This window comes from Gilliamella sp. W8126 (assembly GCF_016102185.1).
GTDB lineage: Bacteria > Pseudomonadota > Gammaproteobacteria > Enterobacterales > Orbaceae > Gilliamella > Gilliamella apis_A.
Window position 1 is genome coordinate 702,475 of record NZ_JACFPE010000001.1, and the last position, 19,155, is coordinate 721,629.

The 19,155-nt window shown below is 33.0% G+C and carries 12 protein-coding genes and 1 tRNA gene; 6 read left to right on the forward strand and 7 right to left on the reverse strand.

Translation table 11 applies throughout. From position 1 onward, the window contains the following. Positions 1–4 precede the first annotated feature (4 nt). On the reverse strand, positions 5–3,874 hold the full coding sequence (hrpA, locus tag H3S74_RS03320; protein WP_198247209.1) for an ATP-dependent RNA helicase HrpA: 3,870 nt from the start codon (positions 3,872–3,874) through the stop codon (positions 5–7). Between the two features lie 75 nt (positions 3,875–3,949). On the opposite strand from hrpA, the gene H3S74_RS03325 reads away from it, so the two are divergent. From H3S74_RS03325 to H3S74_RS03340, 4 genes are all read left to right on the forward strand, one after another. Next, on the forward strand, positions 3,950–4,366 hold the full coding sequence (locus H3S74_RS03325) for an META domain-containing protein (RefSeq protein WP_144187794.1): 417 nt from the start codon (positions 3,950–3,952) through the stop codon (positions 4,364–4,366). 332 nt (positions 4,367–4,698) lie between these two features. Next, on the forward strand, positions 4,699–6,111 hold the full coding sequence (pykF, locus tag H3S74_RS03330) for a pyruvate kinase PykF (RefSeq protein WP_086358947.1): 1,413 nt from the start codon (positions 4,699–4,701) through the stop codon (positions 6,109–6,111). Between the two features lie 111 nt (positions 6,112–6,222). Then, complete coding sequence (ppk1, locus tag H3S74_RS03335; RefSeq protein ID WP_110447852.1) at positions 6,223–8,280, forward strand: polyphosphate kinase 1; 2,058 nt, start codon at positions 6,223–6,225, stop codon at positions 8,278–8,280. Between the two features lie 10 nt (positions 8,281–8,290). Further along, complete coding sequence (locus tag H3S74_RS03340) at positions 8,291–9,814, forward strand: exopolyphosphatase (protein ID WP_198247210.1); 1,524 nt, start codon at positions 8,291–8,293, stop codon at positions 9,812–9,814. Positions 9,815–9,894: 80 nt separating this feature from the next. Here the strand turns inward: H3S74_RS03340 and H3S74_RS03345 are convergent, their stop codons facing one another. The 3 genes from H3S74_RS03345 to H3S74_RS03355 form a co-directional block, all read right to left on the reverse strand. Next, positions 9,895–11,355: a DASS family sodium-coupled anion symporter gene (locus tag H3S74_RS03345; protein ID WP_110447851.1), complete on the reverse strand. Its 1,461-nt coding sequence runs from the start codon at positions 11,353–11,355 to the stop codon at positions 9,895–9,897. An 87-nt stretch (positions 11,356–11,442) separates the two neighbouring features. Then, positions 11,443–12,405, reverse strand: coding sequence for an FAD:protein FMN transferase (locus H3S74_RS03350; RefSeq protein ID WP_110447850.1), 963 nt, complete (start codon positions 12,403–12,405; stop codon positions 11,443–11,445). An 18-nt stretch (positions 12,406–12,423) separates the two neighbouring features. Then, positions 12,424–15,192 carry a flavocytochrome c gene (locus tag H3S74_RS03355; RefSeq protein WP_110447849.1) on the reverse strand — a complete coding sequence of 923 codons (2,769 nt, stop codon included), beginning with the start codon at positions 15,190–15,192 and terminating at the stop codon, positions 12,424–12,426. 524 nt (positions 15,193–15,716) lie between these two features. On the opposite strand from H3S74_RS03355, the gene H3S74_RS03360 reads away from it, so the two are divergent. Next, the gene (locus H3S74_RS03360) at positions 15,717–16,769 is read left to right on the forward strand and encodes a hypothetical protein (RefSeq protein WP_198247211.1); all 1,053 of its coding nucleotides are present in this window, start codon (positions 15,717–15,719) and stop codon (positions 16,767–16,769) included. Between the two features lie 84 nt (positions 16,770–16,853). On the opposite strand, the gene H3S74_RS03365 is transcribed toward H3S74_RS03360, so the two are convergent. The 3 genes from H3S74_RS03365 to dnaQ all read right to left on the reverse strand — a co-directional run bounded on the left by H3S74_RS03365 (position 16,854) and on the right by dnaQ (position 18,485). Beyond that, on the reverse strand, positions 16,854–17,219 hold the full coding sequence (locus H3S74_RS03365) for a YbaN family protein (protein ID WP_198247212.1): 366 nt from the start codon (positions 17,217–17,219) through the stop codon (positions 16,854–16,856). Positions 17,220–17,560: 341 nt separating this feature from the next. Beyond that, positions 17,561–17,637: transfer RNA gene (locus tag H3S74_RS03370), tRNA-Asp, on the reverse strand. A gap of 113 nt (positions 17,638–17,750) precedes the next feature. Further along, positions 17,751–18,485 (reverse strand): DNA polymerase III subunit epsilon, encoded by a 735-nt coding sequence (gene dnaQ, locus H3S74_RS03375; protein ID WP_086358940.1) that lies wholly within the window; start codon positions 18,483–18,485, stop codon positions 17,751–17,753. Between the two features lie 196 nt (positions 18,486–18,681). On the opposite strand from dnaQ, the gene rnhA reads away from it, so the two are divergent. Then, the gene (gene rnhA, locus H3S74_RS03380) at positions 18,682–19,155 is read left to right on the forward strand and encodes a ribonuclease HI (protein WP_110447845.1); all 474 of its coding nucleotides are present in this window, start codon (positions 18,682–18,684) and stop codon (positions 19,153–19,155) included.

Consider the following 19,155-nt stretch of genomic DNA (forward strand, 5'->3'; position numbering starts at 1 on the left):
AAAATTATAACTCTGTCGATACAGTCTCTATTTGTTGTCTTATGCGTTTTGCAGAAATTGGGTATGGCGTTCCTAATTGTTGGGCAAAAAGATTAACTCTTAGTTCTTCAATCATCCATTTAATGTTAGTCACTTTACTTAATGATTTTTGATTTTCTGGCAAACTATTTAGCCAAGTTTGATATTCATTCTTAACTTCTTCTATTATATTCATTGCTTGTCTATCTTTAGCCATATTCGAACCAAGCTTTTCTAAACGTTTTTCAATCGCAGATAAATAGCGATAAATATCAGAAAGCTTGTCATAACCGGTTTGTGCAACAAACCCTTTATAGACTAATTCGCTGACTTGCTGTTTTATATCAGATAAAGCAAAAGCAAGGGATAGATCTACTCGACCTTTTAATTTTTTATTAATATTAAAGTGTAACGTTAATATTGATTCTACTTGTTTAGCAATATCAACAACAGTTTCATTGATATGGCTTTTCGTATAAGTTAGAAGTAGTTGATATTGTTGTTGATTATCAATAAGTTGGTTGTTTTTTTCTATTAAATGATCAACGCCACAAGCAATACAATCATCAATAAGATTAAGTACTGTGCCAAATGAATTAAAATATAAGCCTAACTTAGATTTGTTTGGCAGTTTTTCATGTAAATATTTTATTGGTGATGGAATATTGAGGATTAATAATCGACGAATACCTAATTTACTTAATCGCTTTTGTTCTTCCAACGAATCAACAAGTTTGATACTAACTGAATGTTGATTATCAATAATCGCTGGATAAGCTTTAATTATGTAATTGTTTTGTTTTTCTTCATAGATTGTTGGTAAAGAACCAAAATCCCAATCAATAATGTTGTTCTTTTCTATTTTAACCGATTTTTTCTGGGTTAAAGATGATAACGCTTGTTGAACTTCTGTTTTAAGTTGTTCTTGAATCTTAACTAAATCTTTACCGAAAGCTATTTCACGATTATGATCAACAATACTGAAATTCATCTTTAAGTAACTAGGTACCTGATCAAGTTGCCAATCTGATGGCTCAATCTTAGTACCTGTCATTTTTCTAAATTCATTTTGCAGCGTTTCAAGTAACGGCGATGATGTTGAATTGACTCTACTTAAAAAAGCTTCAGCATAGTTAGGTGCAGGTACCAAACTTTTACGTAATGATTTAGGTAATGATTTGATTAATGAAATAATTAAATCATAACGAAAACCAGGAACTTGCCAATCAAAACCACTATTTTTTATCTGATTAAGGATGTTTAGTGGAATAGTGATTGTGACGCCGTCACGCACGTTACCAAGATCAAACTGATAACTCAAAGGTAGCTTTAAGTTGTTTTGATACCAAAAATCTGGATAATCATTCACTTTCACCGGTTGTGCTGACTGTTTAATCAACATATTTTTTTTGACATTAAGAAATTCTGGATCAATTTTTTGTTTTGTTTTCCACCATGTATCAAAATGTTTTGCAGAAATGACTGATTTATCTATTCGTTCATCGTAAAAGTTATATAAGTCATCATCATCAATCAGAATATCTTGACGTCGAGACTTATGTTCAAGATCCTCAACTTCATTGATTAATTTTTGATTTTGCTTATAAAAACTGTAGTTAGTTTGCCAATCACCTTCCACTAACGCATGGCGAATAAATAAAGAGCGACTTAATATTGGATCAATTTTACTGTAATTAACCGTACGACTAGCAACAATAGGTAATCCGTATAAAGTGACTTTTTCGTTAGCAATGGTTGTTCCTTGCTTCTTAGACCATCTAGGTTCACTGTAACTGTATTTGACTAGATGTTTGGCTATTGGTTCGACCCATTCAGCTTCAATTTTGGCTGCCGTTCTCCCCCATAATCGGCTGGTTTCAACTAATTCACTAGCTATACACCATTTTGGTTGATTTTTAAAAATCGCTGAATTAGGGAAAATAGCAAATTTGATATTACGGGCACCAATATATTCATGTTTTTCGATTTCTTTCATCCCAACATGCGATAATAAACCACTTAATAGTGCAATGTGTAATGAACGATAATCCGCTAATTGGCTATTGATCGGAAATGCTAGTTGTTTAACTGTTTGCCTAATTTGCGTATAAACATCTTGCCATTCACGAATACGCAGATAATTGAGGTATTCTTTTTGGCATAAACGTCTAAATTGATTACCCGATAATTCTGCTTGTTGACTGGCAATATAATTCCATAAATTAATAAAAGAGATAAAGTCTGATTCTTTATCGGCAAATCGTCGATGTTTTTCATCAGAAGCTTGCTGTTTATCAAATGGACGCTCTCGAGGATCTTGTATTGATAGTGCGGCAGTAATAATCATCACTTCTTTTATACAACCTAATTGCCTTGCTTCAACTAACATTCTCGCTAATCGAGGATCTATAGGCAACTGAGATAAAATTCGACCTATATTAGTTAAGTGATAATGATGATGTTTAGTATAAATAGCTCCAAGTTCTTCTAATAGTCGTATACCATCACGAATATACCTAGAATCAGGTGATTCCACAAACGGAAAAGCAGCAATATCACCTAATCCTAATGATGTCATTTGTAATATAACTGAAGCTAAATTTGTTCGTAATATTTCTGGTTCTGTAAATTCAGGTCTTGATAAAAAATCTTGTTCATCATAAAGCCGAATACAAATACCGTCCGATGTTCTACCACAACGCCCTTTTCTTTGATTTGCCGATGCTTGAGAAATTGGTTCAATTGGTAATCGTTGTACTTTAGTACGATAGCTATAACGACTAATTCTGGCTAAACCGGGGTCAATAACATATTTAATGCCTGGAACAGTTAACGACGTTTCAGCAACATTAGTTGCTAATACAATCCGTCGTCCATTATGCGGTTGGAAAATGCGATTTTGTTCTGATGCCGATAGTCTTGCGTATAAAGGTAGAATTTCAGTATGTTTCAATTCTAATTTTCTTAATGTATCGGCAAGATCTCGTATTTCACGTTCTCCCGTTAGAAAAATGAGTATATCACCAGCACTTTCCAATGAAAGCTCATCAATAGCATTAATGATCGGTTGAAAATCATTGTTTTTATCACTTTCAGAATCCTCACTAAAAATCACTGGCCGATACCTAACTTCAACCGGATAGGTTCTGCCAGATACTTCAATTATCGGAGCATGATTGAAATGATTAGAGAAACGTTCAACATCTATTGTTGCCGAAGTAATAATAACTTTTAAATCAGGACGCTTAGGTAATAGTTGTTTTAAATATCCTAAAATGAAATCTATATTTAAACTACGTTCATGGGCCTCATCAATAATGATAGTATCATATTGCAGTAAGAGCTTATCTTGTTGAATTTCTGCTAATAAAATTCCATCAGTCATCAATTTAACCAATGTACTATCACTTACATGGTCTGAAAATCTAACTTTGTAGCCGACTAATTGCCCTATTTCCGTCTTTAATTCTTCAGCAATACGGTTAGCTACCGAACGAGCGGCTAATCTTCTAGGTTGAGTATGACCAATATAGCCTTTAACACCTAGCCCTAATTCTAGACATATTTTGGGAATTTGTGTGGTCTTACCTGAGCCTGTTTCGCCAGCAATGATGACTACTTGATGATGTTTAATTGCTTCATAAATAGCCTGTTTTTTTTCAACTACAGGTAAATTACTAGGAAAATCAATATGATTAGGTAAAGATTGTAATCGAATATTATAATGTTCAATAGCTAAATTTATTGCTGATTCGATTTCAGCAATATTTTGTTTTTTATTAATAAGCTTTCTTATTTTTAGTTGATCTAAGAAAGTCATTGACGACAATTTGTTTAATTGTTGTTGAGATACCATAAGGCGTTGAGTATATTATTTACAATTATAATTATTGTAAATTATAGCAAATATTCTTTATTTATAGGAGATTAAATGAAGAAATCACTATTACTATTATCAGTTTCGGTAATATTTAACTTAAGTGGGTGCACTTCGTCTAATAGCATCACAGAACAGGATCTTATGCATCATCATTATGTCCTGATGGAAAATAATGGTTTGAGCTTGCCTGTTTTCAAAAATGCTGATTTAGAATTTGGCGAAAATATGATTATGATTGGAAAAATGTGTAGTGAATTTTCAGCTCAAATCAAACTTGAAAATAATATGATCAAAGGCCAGATAATCAATATGACCAACATTAAATGTCAGAACAAACAATTAGATTTACTCGATAATGTGATTAAAAAACTGATTATTGATGGGGCAAATATTCAATTAATTGACACTAAATTAGTGCTAAAAAATAACCAAGACACACTTATCTTTCAATTAAAAGATTATATGTAACTAAAAAACCCCTTTCCTCAAAATTTTTATAAAATCTATTGTTATTATCCAATCTGTTATCTTTACTAATTGTATAAACTTAAAACAGATTTGATGATAAAAAAACTTTATTTAAAATAGAGTTAAGTCTATAATGAAGCCAGTTTTTTGAGGGTCTATATTTTAATGAAAATAGTCAATTTTTCAGATACTGAAATAAAATTAAGTAACTATTTTTCAGTTACTCGATCCTTCTTATATCCCTTTCAATCCAATAAGAATATTTTGCATTTAGACATATACCCAGTTTATATGAAATTTAAACATTAACCTTAACAAGTAGTGATAATATTATGAAAAAGACAAAAATCGTTTGTACTATAGGACCAAAATCAGAATCAAAAGAGATGTTAACCAAATTATTAAATGCAGGCATGAATGTAATGCGTTTAAACTTCTCTCATGGTGATTATGAAGAACACGGTAATCGAATCAAAAATTTACGTGAAGTAATGCAAGAAACAGGCTTAAAAGCGGCAATTATGTTGGATACTAAAGGTCCAGAAATCCGTACTATTAAGTTAGAAGGCGGTAATGATGTATCACTTGTTGCTGGTCAAACTTTCACTTTTACTACCGATGAAACCGTAGTTGGTAATTCAGAACGTGTTGCGGTTACTTATAAAGGTTTTGCTCAAGATCTTAAACCAGGCAATCGTGTATTAGTTGATGATGGTTTAATCGCTATGGACGTTGTCGAAATTAACGGTAATGAAGTTGTTTGTAAAGTATTAAATAATGGTGATTTAGGTGAAAATAAAGGTATTAACTTACCGGGTGTTTCTATTAAATTACCGGCACTTGCTGAAAAAGATAAAAATGATTTAATTTTTGGTTGTGAGCAAGGCGTTGACTTTATTGCTGCATCTTTTATTCGTAAACGTTCTGACGTTGAAGATATCCGTGCTCATCTTAAAGCTCACGGTGGTGAAGAAATCAAAATTATTTCTAAAATTGAAAACCAAGAAGGTTTAGATAATTTTGATGAAATTTTAGAAGCTTCTGACGGTATCATGGTTGCTCGTGGTGACTTAGGTGTGGAAATCGCTGTTGAAGAAGTTATTTTTGCTCAAAAAATGATGATCAAAAAATGTAATAAAGCGTCAAAACCAGTTATTACTGCAACACAAATGTTAGACTCAATGATTAAAAACCCTCGTCCTACTCGTGCTGAAGCTGGTGACGTTGCTAATGCAATCATTGATGGAACTGACGCAGTTATGTTATCAGGTGAAAGTGCTAAAGGTAAATATCCATTTGAAGCAGTAAATGTGATGGCTACTATTTGTAAACGTACTGATGGTACTATTCCAGCTAAACTTGAATTAACAACCAAAGAAGAAACATTACGTATTACTGCTGCAGTATGTTGTGGTGCAGTTGAAATTGCTGAACGTTTAAATGTGCCATTAATTGTTGTTGCTACTCGTAGTGGTAAATCTGCTCGTGAACTTCGTCATTACTTCCCGACAGCTCGTATTTTAGCGCTATCTTCAAGTCAAAAAACAGTTAATCAATTAGCATTATCTAAAGGTGTTGAACCAATTTTAATTGATGCGATTAATTCAACTGATGATTTCTACCGTTTAGGTAAAGAAATGGCGGTTAAAGTTTGTAACGCAAAACAAGGCGATACTATTGTTATGGTATCAGGTGCATTGGTTCCAAGTGGTACTACTAATACAACTTCGGTACACCGCATCTAATCATTTTAAATTTGTTTAAATGAATGATAAAAAGCTAGCGATATGCTAGCTTTTTTTTTAACTTCCGTTATGCTGTTAGATATTCAATTTGTGGAATGGACCAAATAAGACATGATTATAGAAAAAGTATATTTACCCAAAGAACTCAGTTGGTTATCCTTTAATCAACGTGTACTACAAGAGGCAGCTGACGAAAGTAATCCTCTTATAGAACGAATCCGTTTTTTAGGTATTTACTCCAGTAATCTAGATGAATTTTATAAAGTTCAATTTGCAAACTTAAAAAAATATGTTCTTATTGAGCAAGAACAATCTCAATCTACCTCCAATGCGAAACATTTATTAAGACAAGTTAACCAAAAGGTTATTCAACTTGAGTTACAATTTGATCAGCTCTATAACGAACTCTTATTAGAAATGGCCAGAAACCAGATTTTTCTAATAAATGAAAGGCAACTTACCAGTTATCAAGAAAATTGGATAAAAAATTACTATAAACAAAATTTAAGACAATATATCACCCCTATTCTTCTTGATAGTCATACCGAATTGATCCAATTTCTCAAAGATGATCATGCTTATTTGGCGGTGGAAATTATTTGTAAAGACAATATTAGTTATGCCTTATTGGAGCTACCTACCGACAATGCTCCTCGTTTTGTATTATTACCATCGGAATTCTCAACCAAAAACAAATCAATCATATTTTTAGATAATATTTTACGTTACTGTTTAGACGATATTTTCAAAGTCTTTTTTGATGCTGTTGAATTAAATGCTTATTCAATCAACATTAATCGTGATGCTGAATATGAATTAAATAGTGAACTCGATAGTTTACTAGAATTAATGTCACAAGGTTTGAAACAACGTTTAACCGCACAACCAGTGCGCTTTACCTATCAAAAAGATATGCCTAAAGCATTATTTGAATTATTGATTAATAAATTAAGATTAACAGAACAAGATGCAATGCCGGGCGGACGTTATCCTAATTTTAAAGATTTAGCTAATTTTCCTGATTTAGGCGTTAAAAATTTACTTAATAAACGTTTACCTAGTCTTGCTTATAATCGATTTAAAAAATTTAGGAATGCTTTTGCGACAATTAAGGATCGAGATGTATTGCTCTACTATCCTTATTATTCATTTGGTCATGTACTTGAGATCATGCGTCAAGCCTCTTTCGATCCAGCTGTGACCCATATTCGCATGAATATTTATCGGGTTGCGAAAGATTCACGATTTATACACGCAGCAATTAATGCCGCCAATAATGGTAAAAAAGTTACAGTAGTGGTTGAACTTCAGGCTCGCTTTGATGAAGAAGCAAATATAAAATGGGCTAAAAGATTAATTCGTAGTGGTATTAAAGTTATCTATTCACAACCAAAACTCAAGATCCATGCTAAATTATTTTTAATTGATCGACGAGAAGAAGATAGAATTGTTCGCTATGCACATATTGGCTCAGGTAACTTTAATGAAAAAACAGCACGAGTATATACTGATTTTTCCCTATTAACTTCTGATCCAGCCATTACCGATGAAGTTATTAAAGTATTTAATTTCATTGAAAATCCATTTAAACCTGTTTCGTTTAATCACTTACTGGTATCTCCACAAAATACTCGCCAACGTTTTTATGAGTTTATTGAACGTGAAATTAATAATGCCAAAGCAGGAAAACCTTCTGGTATTTATTTAAAATTGAATGCGATCACCGATAAAGAGATGATTGACCAACTTTATCGAGCTTCCTGTGCAGGTGTAAATATTAGAATGATTGTTAGGGGGACTTGTGTGTTAGTTCCTCAAATCCCTAATTTAAGTGAAAACATCTATGTAACTAGTATTGTCGATCAATATTTAGAGCACGCTCGCGTATATATTTTTGAAAACGATGGTAAAAAAGACACTTATATTTCATCAGCAGACTGGATGCCTCGTAACTTAGATAATCGAATTGAAGTTGGCGTTAAAATTTTTGATCCAGTATTAAAATCTACTATACATGATATCTTTAACTTGCAATGCAATGATAATGTCAAAGCAAGAATCATCGATAAAGATAATATGAATAATTATGTACAACGAGGCAATAAGAAAAAAATAAGAGCACAACATGCCATTTATGACTATTTAAAACACATGGAATCATCGGTATAAGGATTTTAACGTGAATAAATTTAATGAATATGCTGTCGTCGATTTAGGCTCTAATAGTTTTCATATGATCATCGCTCGCAATATCGATGGGGCTAGACAAATCATATATAAACATAAAAAGAATATTCATCTTGCTACTGGGTTAAATGAATATAACGAATTAAGTGAATCAAGTATTAATCGCGGTATTGAATGTTTAGCTTTATTTGCTGAACGATTAAATGGATTTCCAGCCGAAAATGTAAGAATTGTCGCTACTTATACTTTACGAATTGCGAAAAATAGACTTAAATTTTTAAACGAAGCAGCTAAAATATTACCTTACCCTATTGAAATCATTTCTGGTCAAGAGGAAGCCAGACTTATTTATCTAGGTACAATGACTGCAGAGTCAACCAATGAAAATGATAGCAAATTCGTGGTTGATATTGGTGGTGGCTCTACTGAAATTGCTATTGGTAAAGGTAATGATTTAAAACCAATACTAGTAGCTAGCAGACCAATGGGGTGTGTCACTTATACTAAACAATTCTTTCCGCAAAAGAAAATCGATTACCATTCATTTCAACAAGCAAAACTAGCTGCAGAACAACAAATTGAAAATTTAATTAACTTAATAAAAAAACATAATATTAGTGCTGCTTTCGGTACCTCCGGTACCATTAAAAGCATTTATAAAATTTTACTCGATATTGGCGTTAGTGACGGAATTATCACCCCTAAACGTTTGGATGATTTAATCAGTTATGTATTAGAATTTAATGATTTTCATGAAATTGATTTCCCATCTCTATCCGAGGAAAGAAAAAATGTTTTTGTCAGTGGGCTAGCCATATTCAGTGGCGTCTTTAATGCATTAGGTTTAAAAGAATTACAATTTAGTCCGAGTGCTTTACGTGAAGGTGTTCTTTACGAACTTATTGATGGGCCGAACTATCGAGATATCAGACAAACAACAGCTGAATCGCTATCGCAACACTATAATATTGATGAGCGCCATGCTAAACAAATTGTAAAAACGGCAAAATACTTTTTTTCTCAATGGAAAGCACAATCATCCATGATCATACCTCAAAGTGTTGAATCCATTTTATATTGGGCTGCGCAATTGCATGAGGTAGGTTTAAAAATTAACTTTTCTTCTATCCATAAACATTCTAGTTATATTCTAAAGAATAGTAATTTACCTGGATTTAATGAAGAACAACAATTATTGTTATCAACGTTGGTTCGTTACCATCGAAAATCGATTAATATAGAAGAGTTTCCTTATTTTAGTTTGTTTGAATTTAAACATATTATAGCAATGTTACAAATTCTCAGATTATCAATACTCATAAATAATCAACGCAGTAACTATCTAGATCTTGATGCTTTCAAGTTAATTTTGTCGCAAGAAAAGTTCACCAAAGTGACACTAGCAATAGATAAGCTGTTTGTTGAAAATAATAGGTTGATTCTATTAGATTTGGAACAAGAGCAAAAATATTGGAAAGCGGTTAATAATTGGAAATTATCAATTGAAACTTTTTGAGATTTACCAATTGATTACAATAAAAAAACCGCCTAAAAATGGCGGTTTTTATTTGTCGATAAAAGTAGATTATAGAGGTTTTAACCTAATCCAATAATTTTCCACCATAAAATACCAATGGTGAAAACAATAATTAGATTAACTACACTACAAATAAAGCCTACTTTCCACCAAGTTTTTACAGGTACGAAGCCTTCAGCAAATAATAATGGATTTCGAGCATTAGCAAATTGGGTAAGTGAACCAAAGTAATTGGTACAAATGACTAAAGCAAAAATAGCAATTAATTGTGGTACACCTAAGGCAATAGCAACGGATAAGAACACTGGGAACAGAGCTGCAATATGTGCATTACCACTGGCAAAGAAATAGTGTAAATAAACATAAGCAACGCATAAAATAATGATAACAAAAATCCAACTACTATCCCCTAAATGCCCTTTCACTGCAGAGCCAATGGTATCGCCTAACCATTTAGTGACACCAAGTTTGTTGACTTGACCTGCCATCATTAATAAAGCCGCAAACCAGATTAATGTATCCCAAGCAGCTTTTTCACCTTTAATATCATCCCAACTTAATACACCAGTTAAAATTAAAATAGTTAAACCAATAAATGCAGTTGTAGTTGAATCGATACCAATATTTTTACCAAAAATCCAAAGTGCTAATAATAAAACGACTGTAGAACCCATAATGATTTCTTTTAAGGTAATTGAACCCATTTTCTTAAGTTCTTCAGCAGCTAATTTTGGTGCTTCAGGTGTTTTTTTCAATTCTGGATTAGTTAAGAAATAAATAACTAAAGGAATAACAACAAATGACACTAAACAAGGAACAATTGCAGCAATAAACCATTGTCCCCAACCCAAAGTAATGCCAAGTGATGAAGTCACTAATTTTGCCGCTAATAAATTACCAGTAAAAGCAGTTAAAAACATTGCCGAAGTAATGTCGTTAACGTGACTTATGGTTAGCATTAAAAAAGTACCAATACGATTTCTTGATTCATCTTTAGGATTTGAATTAAAGTTGATTGCTAATGCTTCAGCAATTGGATAAATTACACCACCAGCTCGAGCCGTAGTACTTGGAATCGCTGGTGCTAATGCAACATCCGTTACTGATAATCCATAGGCTAAACCTAAGGTATTTTTGCCTAAAATTTTTACTAAAAAATAAGCCATACGTTTACTTAAACCAGTTTTAATAAACCCTCGAGCTATCATAAACGCAATAACAATCAACCAAATTAAACTACTGTTTAATTCACTTAATGATATTTTGACTGATTCAGCAGCGGTTGTCGCCCCTGATGGTCTTAGAACAGCAAATACCGTAATAGCTAATAATCCAATTGCGCCTATAGGCATGATTTCTGCCACGATACAGGCGATAGTTGCCACAAATATAATACTTGTTCGCCAACCTTCTAAACTAATACCTTCTGGTGGAGATATAAAAAGCCATAATATTGCCGATATCCCTGCAATAATAATAAGAGGAAGCCATTTAACTGGCGGTTTTTTTACTGTATTCATAATATTTCCTTTTAAATTAAATATCAATTTAATCAAATTGATAATGAAATGATATAATTTGTAAAATCTTTATTTTATTCGCAATATTTAGATTACTTGATATTCTCTATTGAGCAGTTCAAAAGCAAAATTATCAGGATTGACTATCTTTATTGTTTTATCCTTCAATAAAAATATAGCAGATAAATTTTGCTGATTTTTCAATAATTGTTTAGTCTTTTCAATACCAAATCCATATAAGATTGTTGAATAAATATCACCTTCAAGGGATGTATCCGAAATAACGGTAATACTTTCTAACTCATTATCTAAGGGATAACCCGTTTTAGAATCCAGAATGTGATGATAAACATGTTGATTTTCAATAAAGTAACGTTCGTAAATTCCCGATGTAACAACAGATTTATTTTTTACTTTAATAAGACCGACTAACTCATTTTCGACTGAGGAAAAGGGTTTTTTTAACCCTATATGCCAATAACCTTCAGCATCAATGGGTGAGTCGCCTATAGTTAGCACATTACCACCTAAGTTTATTATTGCCTGATAAACTTTGTGCTGTTGCAAAACTAGTTTAATCACATCGGCAATATAACCTTTGGCTATTGCGCCTAAATCAATCTCCATGCCTACTTTTTTTAAAAATACCGAACAAGAATTAGGATCTAATTCAATATCATTAGGATCAATCAAAGATTTTTTTTCAACAATTTGCTCGGGATCGGGGACCTGATGTCCAGAAAAACCAATTTTCCAAAGTTTAACTAAGGGGCCAATAGCAACATTAAAGCAACTATCTGGCATTAAACTGACTTTCCAAGCTTGCTCAATAAGCGAATAAACGGCATGACTAACTCTTATCGGATGCTTTCCTGCCGCATTGTTGATTGACATAACTTCCGATACGGGTCTATTAACCGTTAATTTATTTTCAAGCTGATTAATGGTATTAAAAACATGTTGCACAACGGTTTCATTAGGCTCAAAAAGCATTAATGATACCGTTGTTCCCATCATAGCTTGAGTATATTCATAGCGTGAATGATGCATTCAAAAATTGCTATTCAGTTATTGATGAATATAATCTGTAGCTTGTTTACCTGCTTGCATACCAAAAATGATAATATCAGCTACGGCGTTACCACCGATACGATTGGCGCCATGTACACCACCAACAACTTCACCAGCCGCAAATACCCCACTGATAACATTTTTCTCGGTATCAAGAACTTGGGTTTCAGTATTAATCGTTACCCCACCCATAGTATGATGAATACCTGGAGCAATTTTGATCGCATAAAAAGGTGCTTTATCAATTGGATGACGTAAACCAGTAGTTCGGCCAAAATCTTCATCTTGTTTGTTATTAACAAAATGATTATATCGTTCAATGGTTTTATGTAAGGTATTCGCATCAATTGACAGTTTTTGTGCTAACTCATTAATTGAATCAGCTTGTACAGTTAGATCTTGCGATACATATTCCTCAACAGATTTATTTTCATCGCGAATTTGTTGATCAAATAAAATATACGAATAATGTTCAGGCAACTTAATGATTTCGGCAGAAACTTTATCACGTGTATTTAATTCATTAACAAAACGTTCACCTTTTTGTGATACTAAAATCGCACCACCACCACGAATTGATTCAGAAATTAAGTAAGATGTAGTCTGCTCAACAGTCGGATGAATTTGAATTTCTTTCATATCCACTGTTCCGGCACCTAATTTTTCTAAAATCATAATACCAGAGCCAGTTGCTCCTTTGTGATTGGTGGTGACAAATCCTTTAAGATCTGGACGATATTTTTCAACCATTTCATGATTGGCACTAAAACCACCGGTAGCAATTATAACTGCTTTAGCTTTTATGGTTTGTATTGAACCATCTTCTTCAGTCACTTTAACACCAACAACTTTATGATTTTCAGTAATAATTTCAGTAACATTACAATCAAGCATTACTTCAATGCCACGTCGGTTAATATTTTTAACTAAACCACTAATTAAAAAACCGCCGACTGCAGCACCACTTGCAGGACGATGAGTACGATCAATACTCATACCACCAGTAGTTGTAATACCGCTGAGTTCAATGCCATTATTATCTAACCAATCAATAGCATCAGGCGCATTCTCAACAAAATAGCGTAATAGTTCTGGATTATTTTTGTTTTTACCACCAATCATGGTTTCTTGATAAAACAGATCTTTACTATCGACAATACCTTTAAGTTTTTGGAATTTGGTTTCCGCAGCATTCATACCTGCTGAAGCTTTATTGGTATTACCGCCAATAACTGACATTTTTTCAATCACAACAACATTAGCACCAAGGTCATGGGCTTGAATCGCTGCAGCAAGACCGGCACCACCACTACCGACAACAACAACATCATAGGCTTTGGCATTTGGATCACCACCTTCAGCAATAATCGCTTCTTTGTTTGATTGAGCCATCGCCTTAGTAACTGCTTTTTTGAAGGCTTCACTTTGTGATGTAGCACCAGAAATCGCATCTACATGAGGACTATTTGACTCAATAATGCGATGCTTAATTTCTGAAAAATTATTTAATACCTCATTATCAAAATTATTGGCATTAACTAATTGCATATCTTTGATAAAATCTTTACCAAGCTCAACATTAATCACAAATTCATAAGATTCATCATTAACTTTTTCTTGATAATTACCAGGTTTAAACTTTTTAACATTTAAATTCACATCACGAATTAAACTTTCGACAAGTGAAAAATGCCACAAAGGTTCGGGAATATTAAGTTCTTCTCGTTTATCACTATTGATGAATAGTTCTAATTTTTCACCTTTCATGATGCGATCAGTCCAATCTGGATAAGCAATACACGCTCGGCCAACAGCAACAAAGTCAAATCCATTATCTAATGCAGCTCTAACATCGCTTTCATTAACAACGTTACCCACCCCAACAACTGGAATTTTAGCTAAAGTTTCTGAACGCATTGCTATATATTTATTAATTAATGGTGTTGGATCTTGAGTATCAACTATCGAAGGTCTTAAAATAGCCCCCATTGAAAAGTGAATATAATCTAAGCCTTTCTCCGCAAGCTTTTCAAGTAAATACATTGAATCATCAAAACGAATTCCTGGCTCTTCTATTTCTTCTGGAGAGAATCGGTAACCAACAATAAAGTCTGAATTTGCATACTGTTTGACCATATTATAGGTGATATCTAAAACCGCTAGTGGAAATCGAGCTCGATTATCGCGACTGCCACCCCATTTATCATTTCGTTGATTTGAATTTGGTGAATAAAATTGTTGAATCAAATAAGTATTAGCACCATGAATTTCCACGCCATCAAAACCAGCTTGAATGGCTCGACGTACTGCTTGACCAAACTTATCAATCATTTGATCAACTTCATCGGCAGTTAATTCTATCGGTGTAGCAGCTCCCGGTCTTGGGGCGGCAATAGCACTTGGACCAACAGGCGTTTGACCGCCAATAAGTTTTGGTTCAACCATTCTACCGCCATGATAAACTTGAATAACTGCTTTTGAACCTTTTTCTTTAATAGCTTGAGCTATTTTAGCAAGACCTTCAATTTTATCATCGCTATCTAGACCGATTGCACCAGGAAAGGCTAATCCTTTATTGTCAACAAAGCCACATTCAACAATAATTGTGCCTATTTCTCCGGCTCTTGCTCGATAATATTCGATTAAATCATTGGTAACTGATCCTTCATAAAACCCTGAACAAGTGGTCATAGGCGCCATCATAATGCGATTTTTTAATGCCACTCCATTGGGTAAAGTTACTGACTTGAAAATATCTTTTTTCATTTTTAATACCTAATCATTAATATTCAAATTAAAATTTTGGCGAGCATAATACCATTTCACATTACTCTTCTCCACTTACATAAGTTTCATTAGTCAAAAAATATCATTTTTTCGACAGAAAAATATCAAATATTTTTAGAGATTTAATGGCAAAAATTGTCAAATCTCAAAAAATGACTGTTCATTTTTTGCGGTATTTGTTGACTTATACAACAACTTCAAAGCTGATAGTCTAAAAAAAAACACTGTAACCATTTCATTTACTTATATATTTTTATCAATATAGCACTTGAACTTTATTTATATTCGGCTAGAATGCTTAGCAATTTTAGAAAAGAGAATTTGATTATGATTGTGGTTCAAACACACAGACCAATAGCAAAAATAAAATTGAATTGTCTTTTTCTTTTGAATATTGATCCTCCTTTATGGAGGATTTTTTATGTCTGCAACTTTAACTTTTCGAATTTATATCAAATTTTAAACCAAAATCACATCAAAAATAGCCATAGACAGGAGATAGCATGAAACCTTTGATCCCTTTTTATAATCCAAGCATAAGTTACGAAGATAATTATGCTCAAGGCCCTTTTGGACTTTTTGCTGAATTAGATAAGGCTGAACAGGTCGCAACTAAACCAACAAAATTTTTAAATGTCGATGTTAATCTTCCATTTGGTCAGCCTGCAGGTCCGTTACTAAATGCTAATTATATCAAAGCTGCTTTTGCTTATGGATTTGACTTATGTGTTTATAAAACGGTTAGAACCAAGTTTCACAAATGTCATCCATTACCGAATGTTTTGTCTGTTCATCCTAACGGCAAGTTATCACCTAACCTAGATACTGTGTTGGCTGATAGAAACTATGATCAACCTTTATCCATTACTAATTCTTTTGGTGTGCCATCGTTTTCACCGGATATTTGGCAACCTGATATGGCTGATGCGGTAAATGCGGCTGGCGCTGGACAATGTGTAATAGGTAGTTTCCAAGGTACCCAAGGTAATGGTGAGATAGAAAAAGATTATGCTTTAGCGGCTAAATTAGTGAGAGAAACTAATGCGCCTATATTAGAAGCTAATTTGAGTTGTCCAAACGAAGGAGCAAGTAAACTACTTTGTTTTGATGTCGATAAAGTAGAACGAATTGTGAATGAAATTAAGAATGCGGTACCAGATCGCCCTCTTATATTAAAATTAGCCTATTTTCCTGATGATGAACGCATTATATCTCTATTAACTCGTGTCGGAAAAATCATTGACGGATTAAGTACTATTAATACCCTTTCGGCAAAACCGGTAGATGCAAGTGGACATCCGGCACTAGGTGAAAACCGTAAAGAAGGTGGCATATGTGGTGATGCCATTCGTTGGGCTGGACTTGATATGGTGAGTCGTTTGGCAAAATATCGTCAACAACTGGATTTAAATTTTTCCATTATTGGCGTTGGTGGTGTCAGCAATAGTGAACATTATCATCAATTTATTCAAAATGGCGCTGATGCGGTAATGAGTGCTACAGGTGCAATGTGGAATCCATTATTAGCTATTGAGATTAAAAAAAGTCTTAAATAGTTATCAGTTATCTCACTATATTACTAAGTGATTGTTACAGGGTAACTTATTTACCCTGTAATTTTATTCCTGCCAACAACTATATTATCTCTTCTTGAGAAAATAATACCCACCAAAAATAACATGTGCAAAGAAGACTATTGCTAAAATAATTCTGACATGCAAAGAATCAAATAAAATAAATGGAATAAATAAAATGATGAAAACCATGGTTAACATTTTTATCAATCCTTTTTTTGATACTTTTTTCTCGATAAGCATTTTCTGCACATAGGTCTGATAATAACGAGTTTGGGTAAAAAAGTTATATAGGCGATCAGAACTGTTTAACCATAGATATGCAGTAAGCAAATAAAAAGGTACAGTAGGTAAAATAGGAATAAAAATCCCCACTGTTCCTAATACAAAGGAAAGCCCTCCTAAAAAAATAAATAGCGATTTCTTTAACATATTTAAATCAATTCAAATAATTTTAATTTGTGTAAATAATTATTGAAGATAACATAAATATATAGAGAAAGTTACAACTAAATATCAAATGACAGAACTATTAAGCTCTAACCATATTCTTTAGAGAAAGACTAGATATAAGTAGCTATAGAAAATTTAAATCAAAAGATTACGGCTAAGCTAGTTTCTTGACGTGATATCTCATATATTTAAAATTGGAACAAAAAAAGGATACAAAAATAGTATTGAAGTATAGTTAAAATTAATTCAGAAATGTTATGAGTTTTATATAGAATGAGTGTTTTTGAATTATACTCAAAGTGAGTAAAACTTTTAAGAATTGGCGGAACGGACGGGGCTCGAACCCGCGACCCCCTGCGTGACAGGCAGGTATTCTAACCAACTGAACTACCGCTCCGCTTTTTAGACTCTTTAATGCAGAAGATTAAAGTAGGCGTGATATTAAAGATTATTATTATTTTCGTCAATATAAATTTTAAAAATTATGTTCAATTGAATAGAAAACAATCATTAATGCACTTTCCAAAGCGCTCCACCACTTTTTTTATTAATTTTTTCTAAAATTGAATCATGCGCAGATAATTCTGCTTCATTAGCTTTAATTACTGTTAGCGGTATTCCACTACGTTCAATTTTTTTCACGGCATTATTCGTCATTGATGAAGATAAATTATCGTCTGAACTAAATGCCAAAGTGGTTTGTCCTCCGGTCATTGCTAAATAAACTTCAGCAAGTATTTCAGCATCCAGTAAGGCTCCATGTAAGGTACGATGTGAATTATCAATTTGATAACGCTCGCACAATGCATCCAAATTATTACGTTTACCTGGGAAAAGACGGCGAGCCATAGCTAATGTATCGGTAACAATACAGTGATCAGCTGTTTTATAGTCTAACCCACAAAGGCGAAACTCATAGTCCATAAAGCCAACGTCAAACGAGGCATTATGAATAACTAATTCAGCACCATCTATAAATTTAATAAAATCATGCGCAATATTTTTAAAAATCGGTTTGTCTTTAACAAATTCATCACTGATACCATGAACTTTAAAGGCTTCTTCATCAATTAAACGTTCTGGATTGATGTAAACATGGAAATGATTTCCTGTTAATCGTCGATTTAATACCTCAACTGCACCAATCTCAATAATCTTATGACCTTCATAATGATTATTACCGTCTTGATTCATACCTGTAGTTTCTGTATCTAATACAATTTGGCGGGTTGAATGTGTTATCACAATATACTCTTCTTTATCTATAATTGGGAATTTAACAAATTAGTGGTATAGTCTAACACCAAAACGCTCTGATGTTGATACCTACACTGTTTTAGTCAATGATTGATACAACATTAATAATGGTTTATTAATATTTATATTAAGCCAAAATTTCTTGAAAAATAATCACGATAAAAGTTTATAAATTAGGCCAAATATGCAAAAAAGTATTGAAATATTCACTGATGGATCTTGTTTGGGTAATCCAGGACCTGGTGGATATGCAGCGATTTTAAAATACAAACAAAATGAAAAAGTACTAGCTCAAGGTTATTTCAACACCACTAATAATCGTATGGAGTTACTTGCTGCCATTGTTGCGTTAGCATTACTGAAAGAACCCTGTCAAATTAAGCTTTATTCTGACAGCCAATATTTACGCAATGGTATTTCGAATTGGATTCATGGTTGGAAAAAAAACGGCTGGAGAACCGCTAAAAAACAACCAGTGAAAAACGTTGATTTATGGCAACGTTTAGATGAATTAGCTAAGCTACATACTATCGAATGGATTTGGGTAAAAGGCCATGCAGGCCATATTGAGAACGAACGCTGTGATGTTATCGCCAAAACGCAAGCTGAATCACCTACCTTACATGATACTATTTTTGAAGCATCATTAACTGATTAA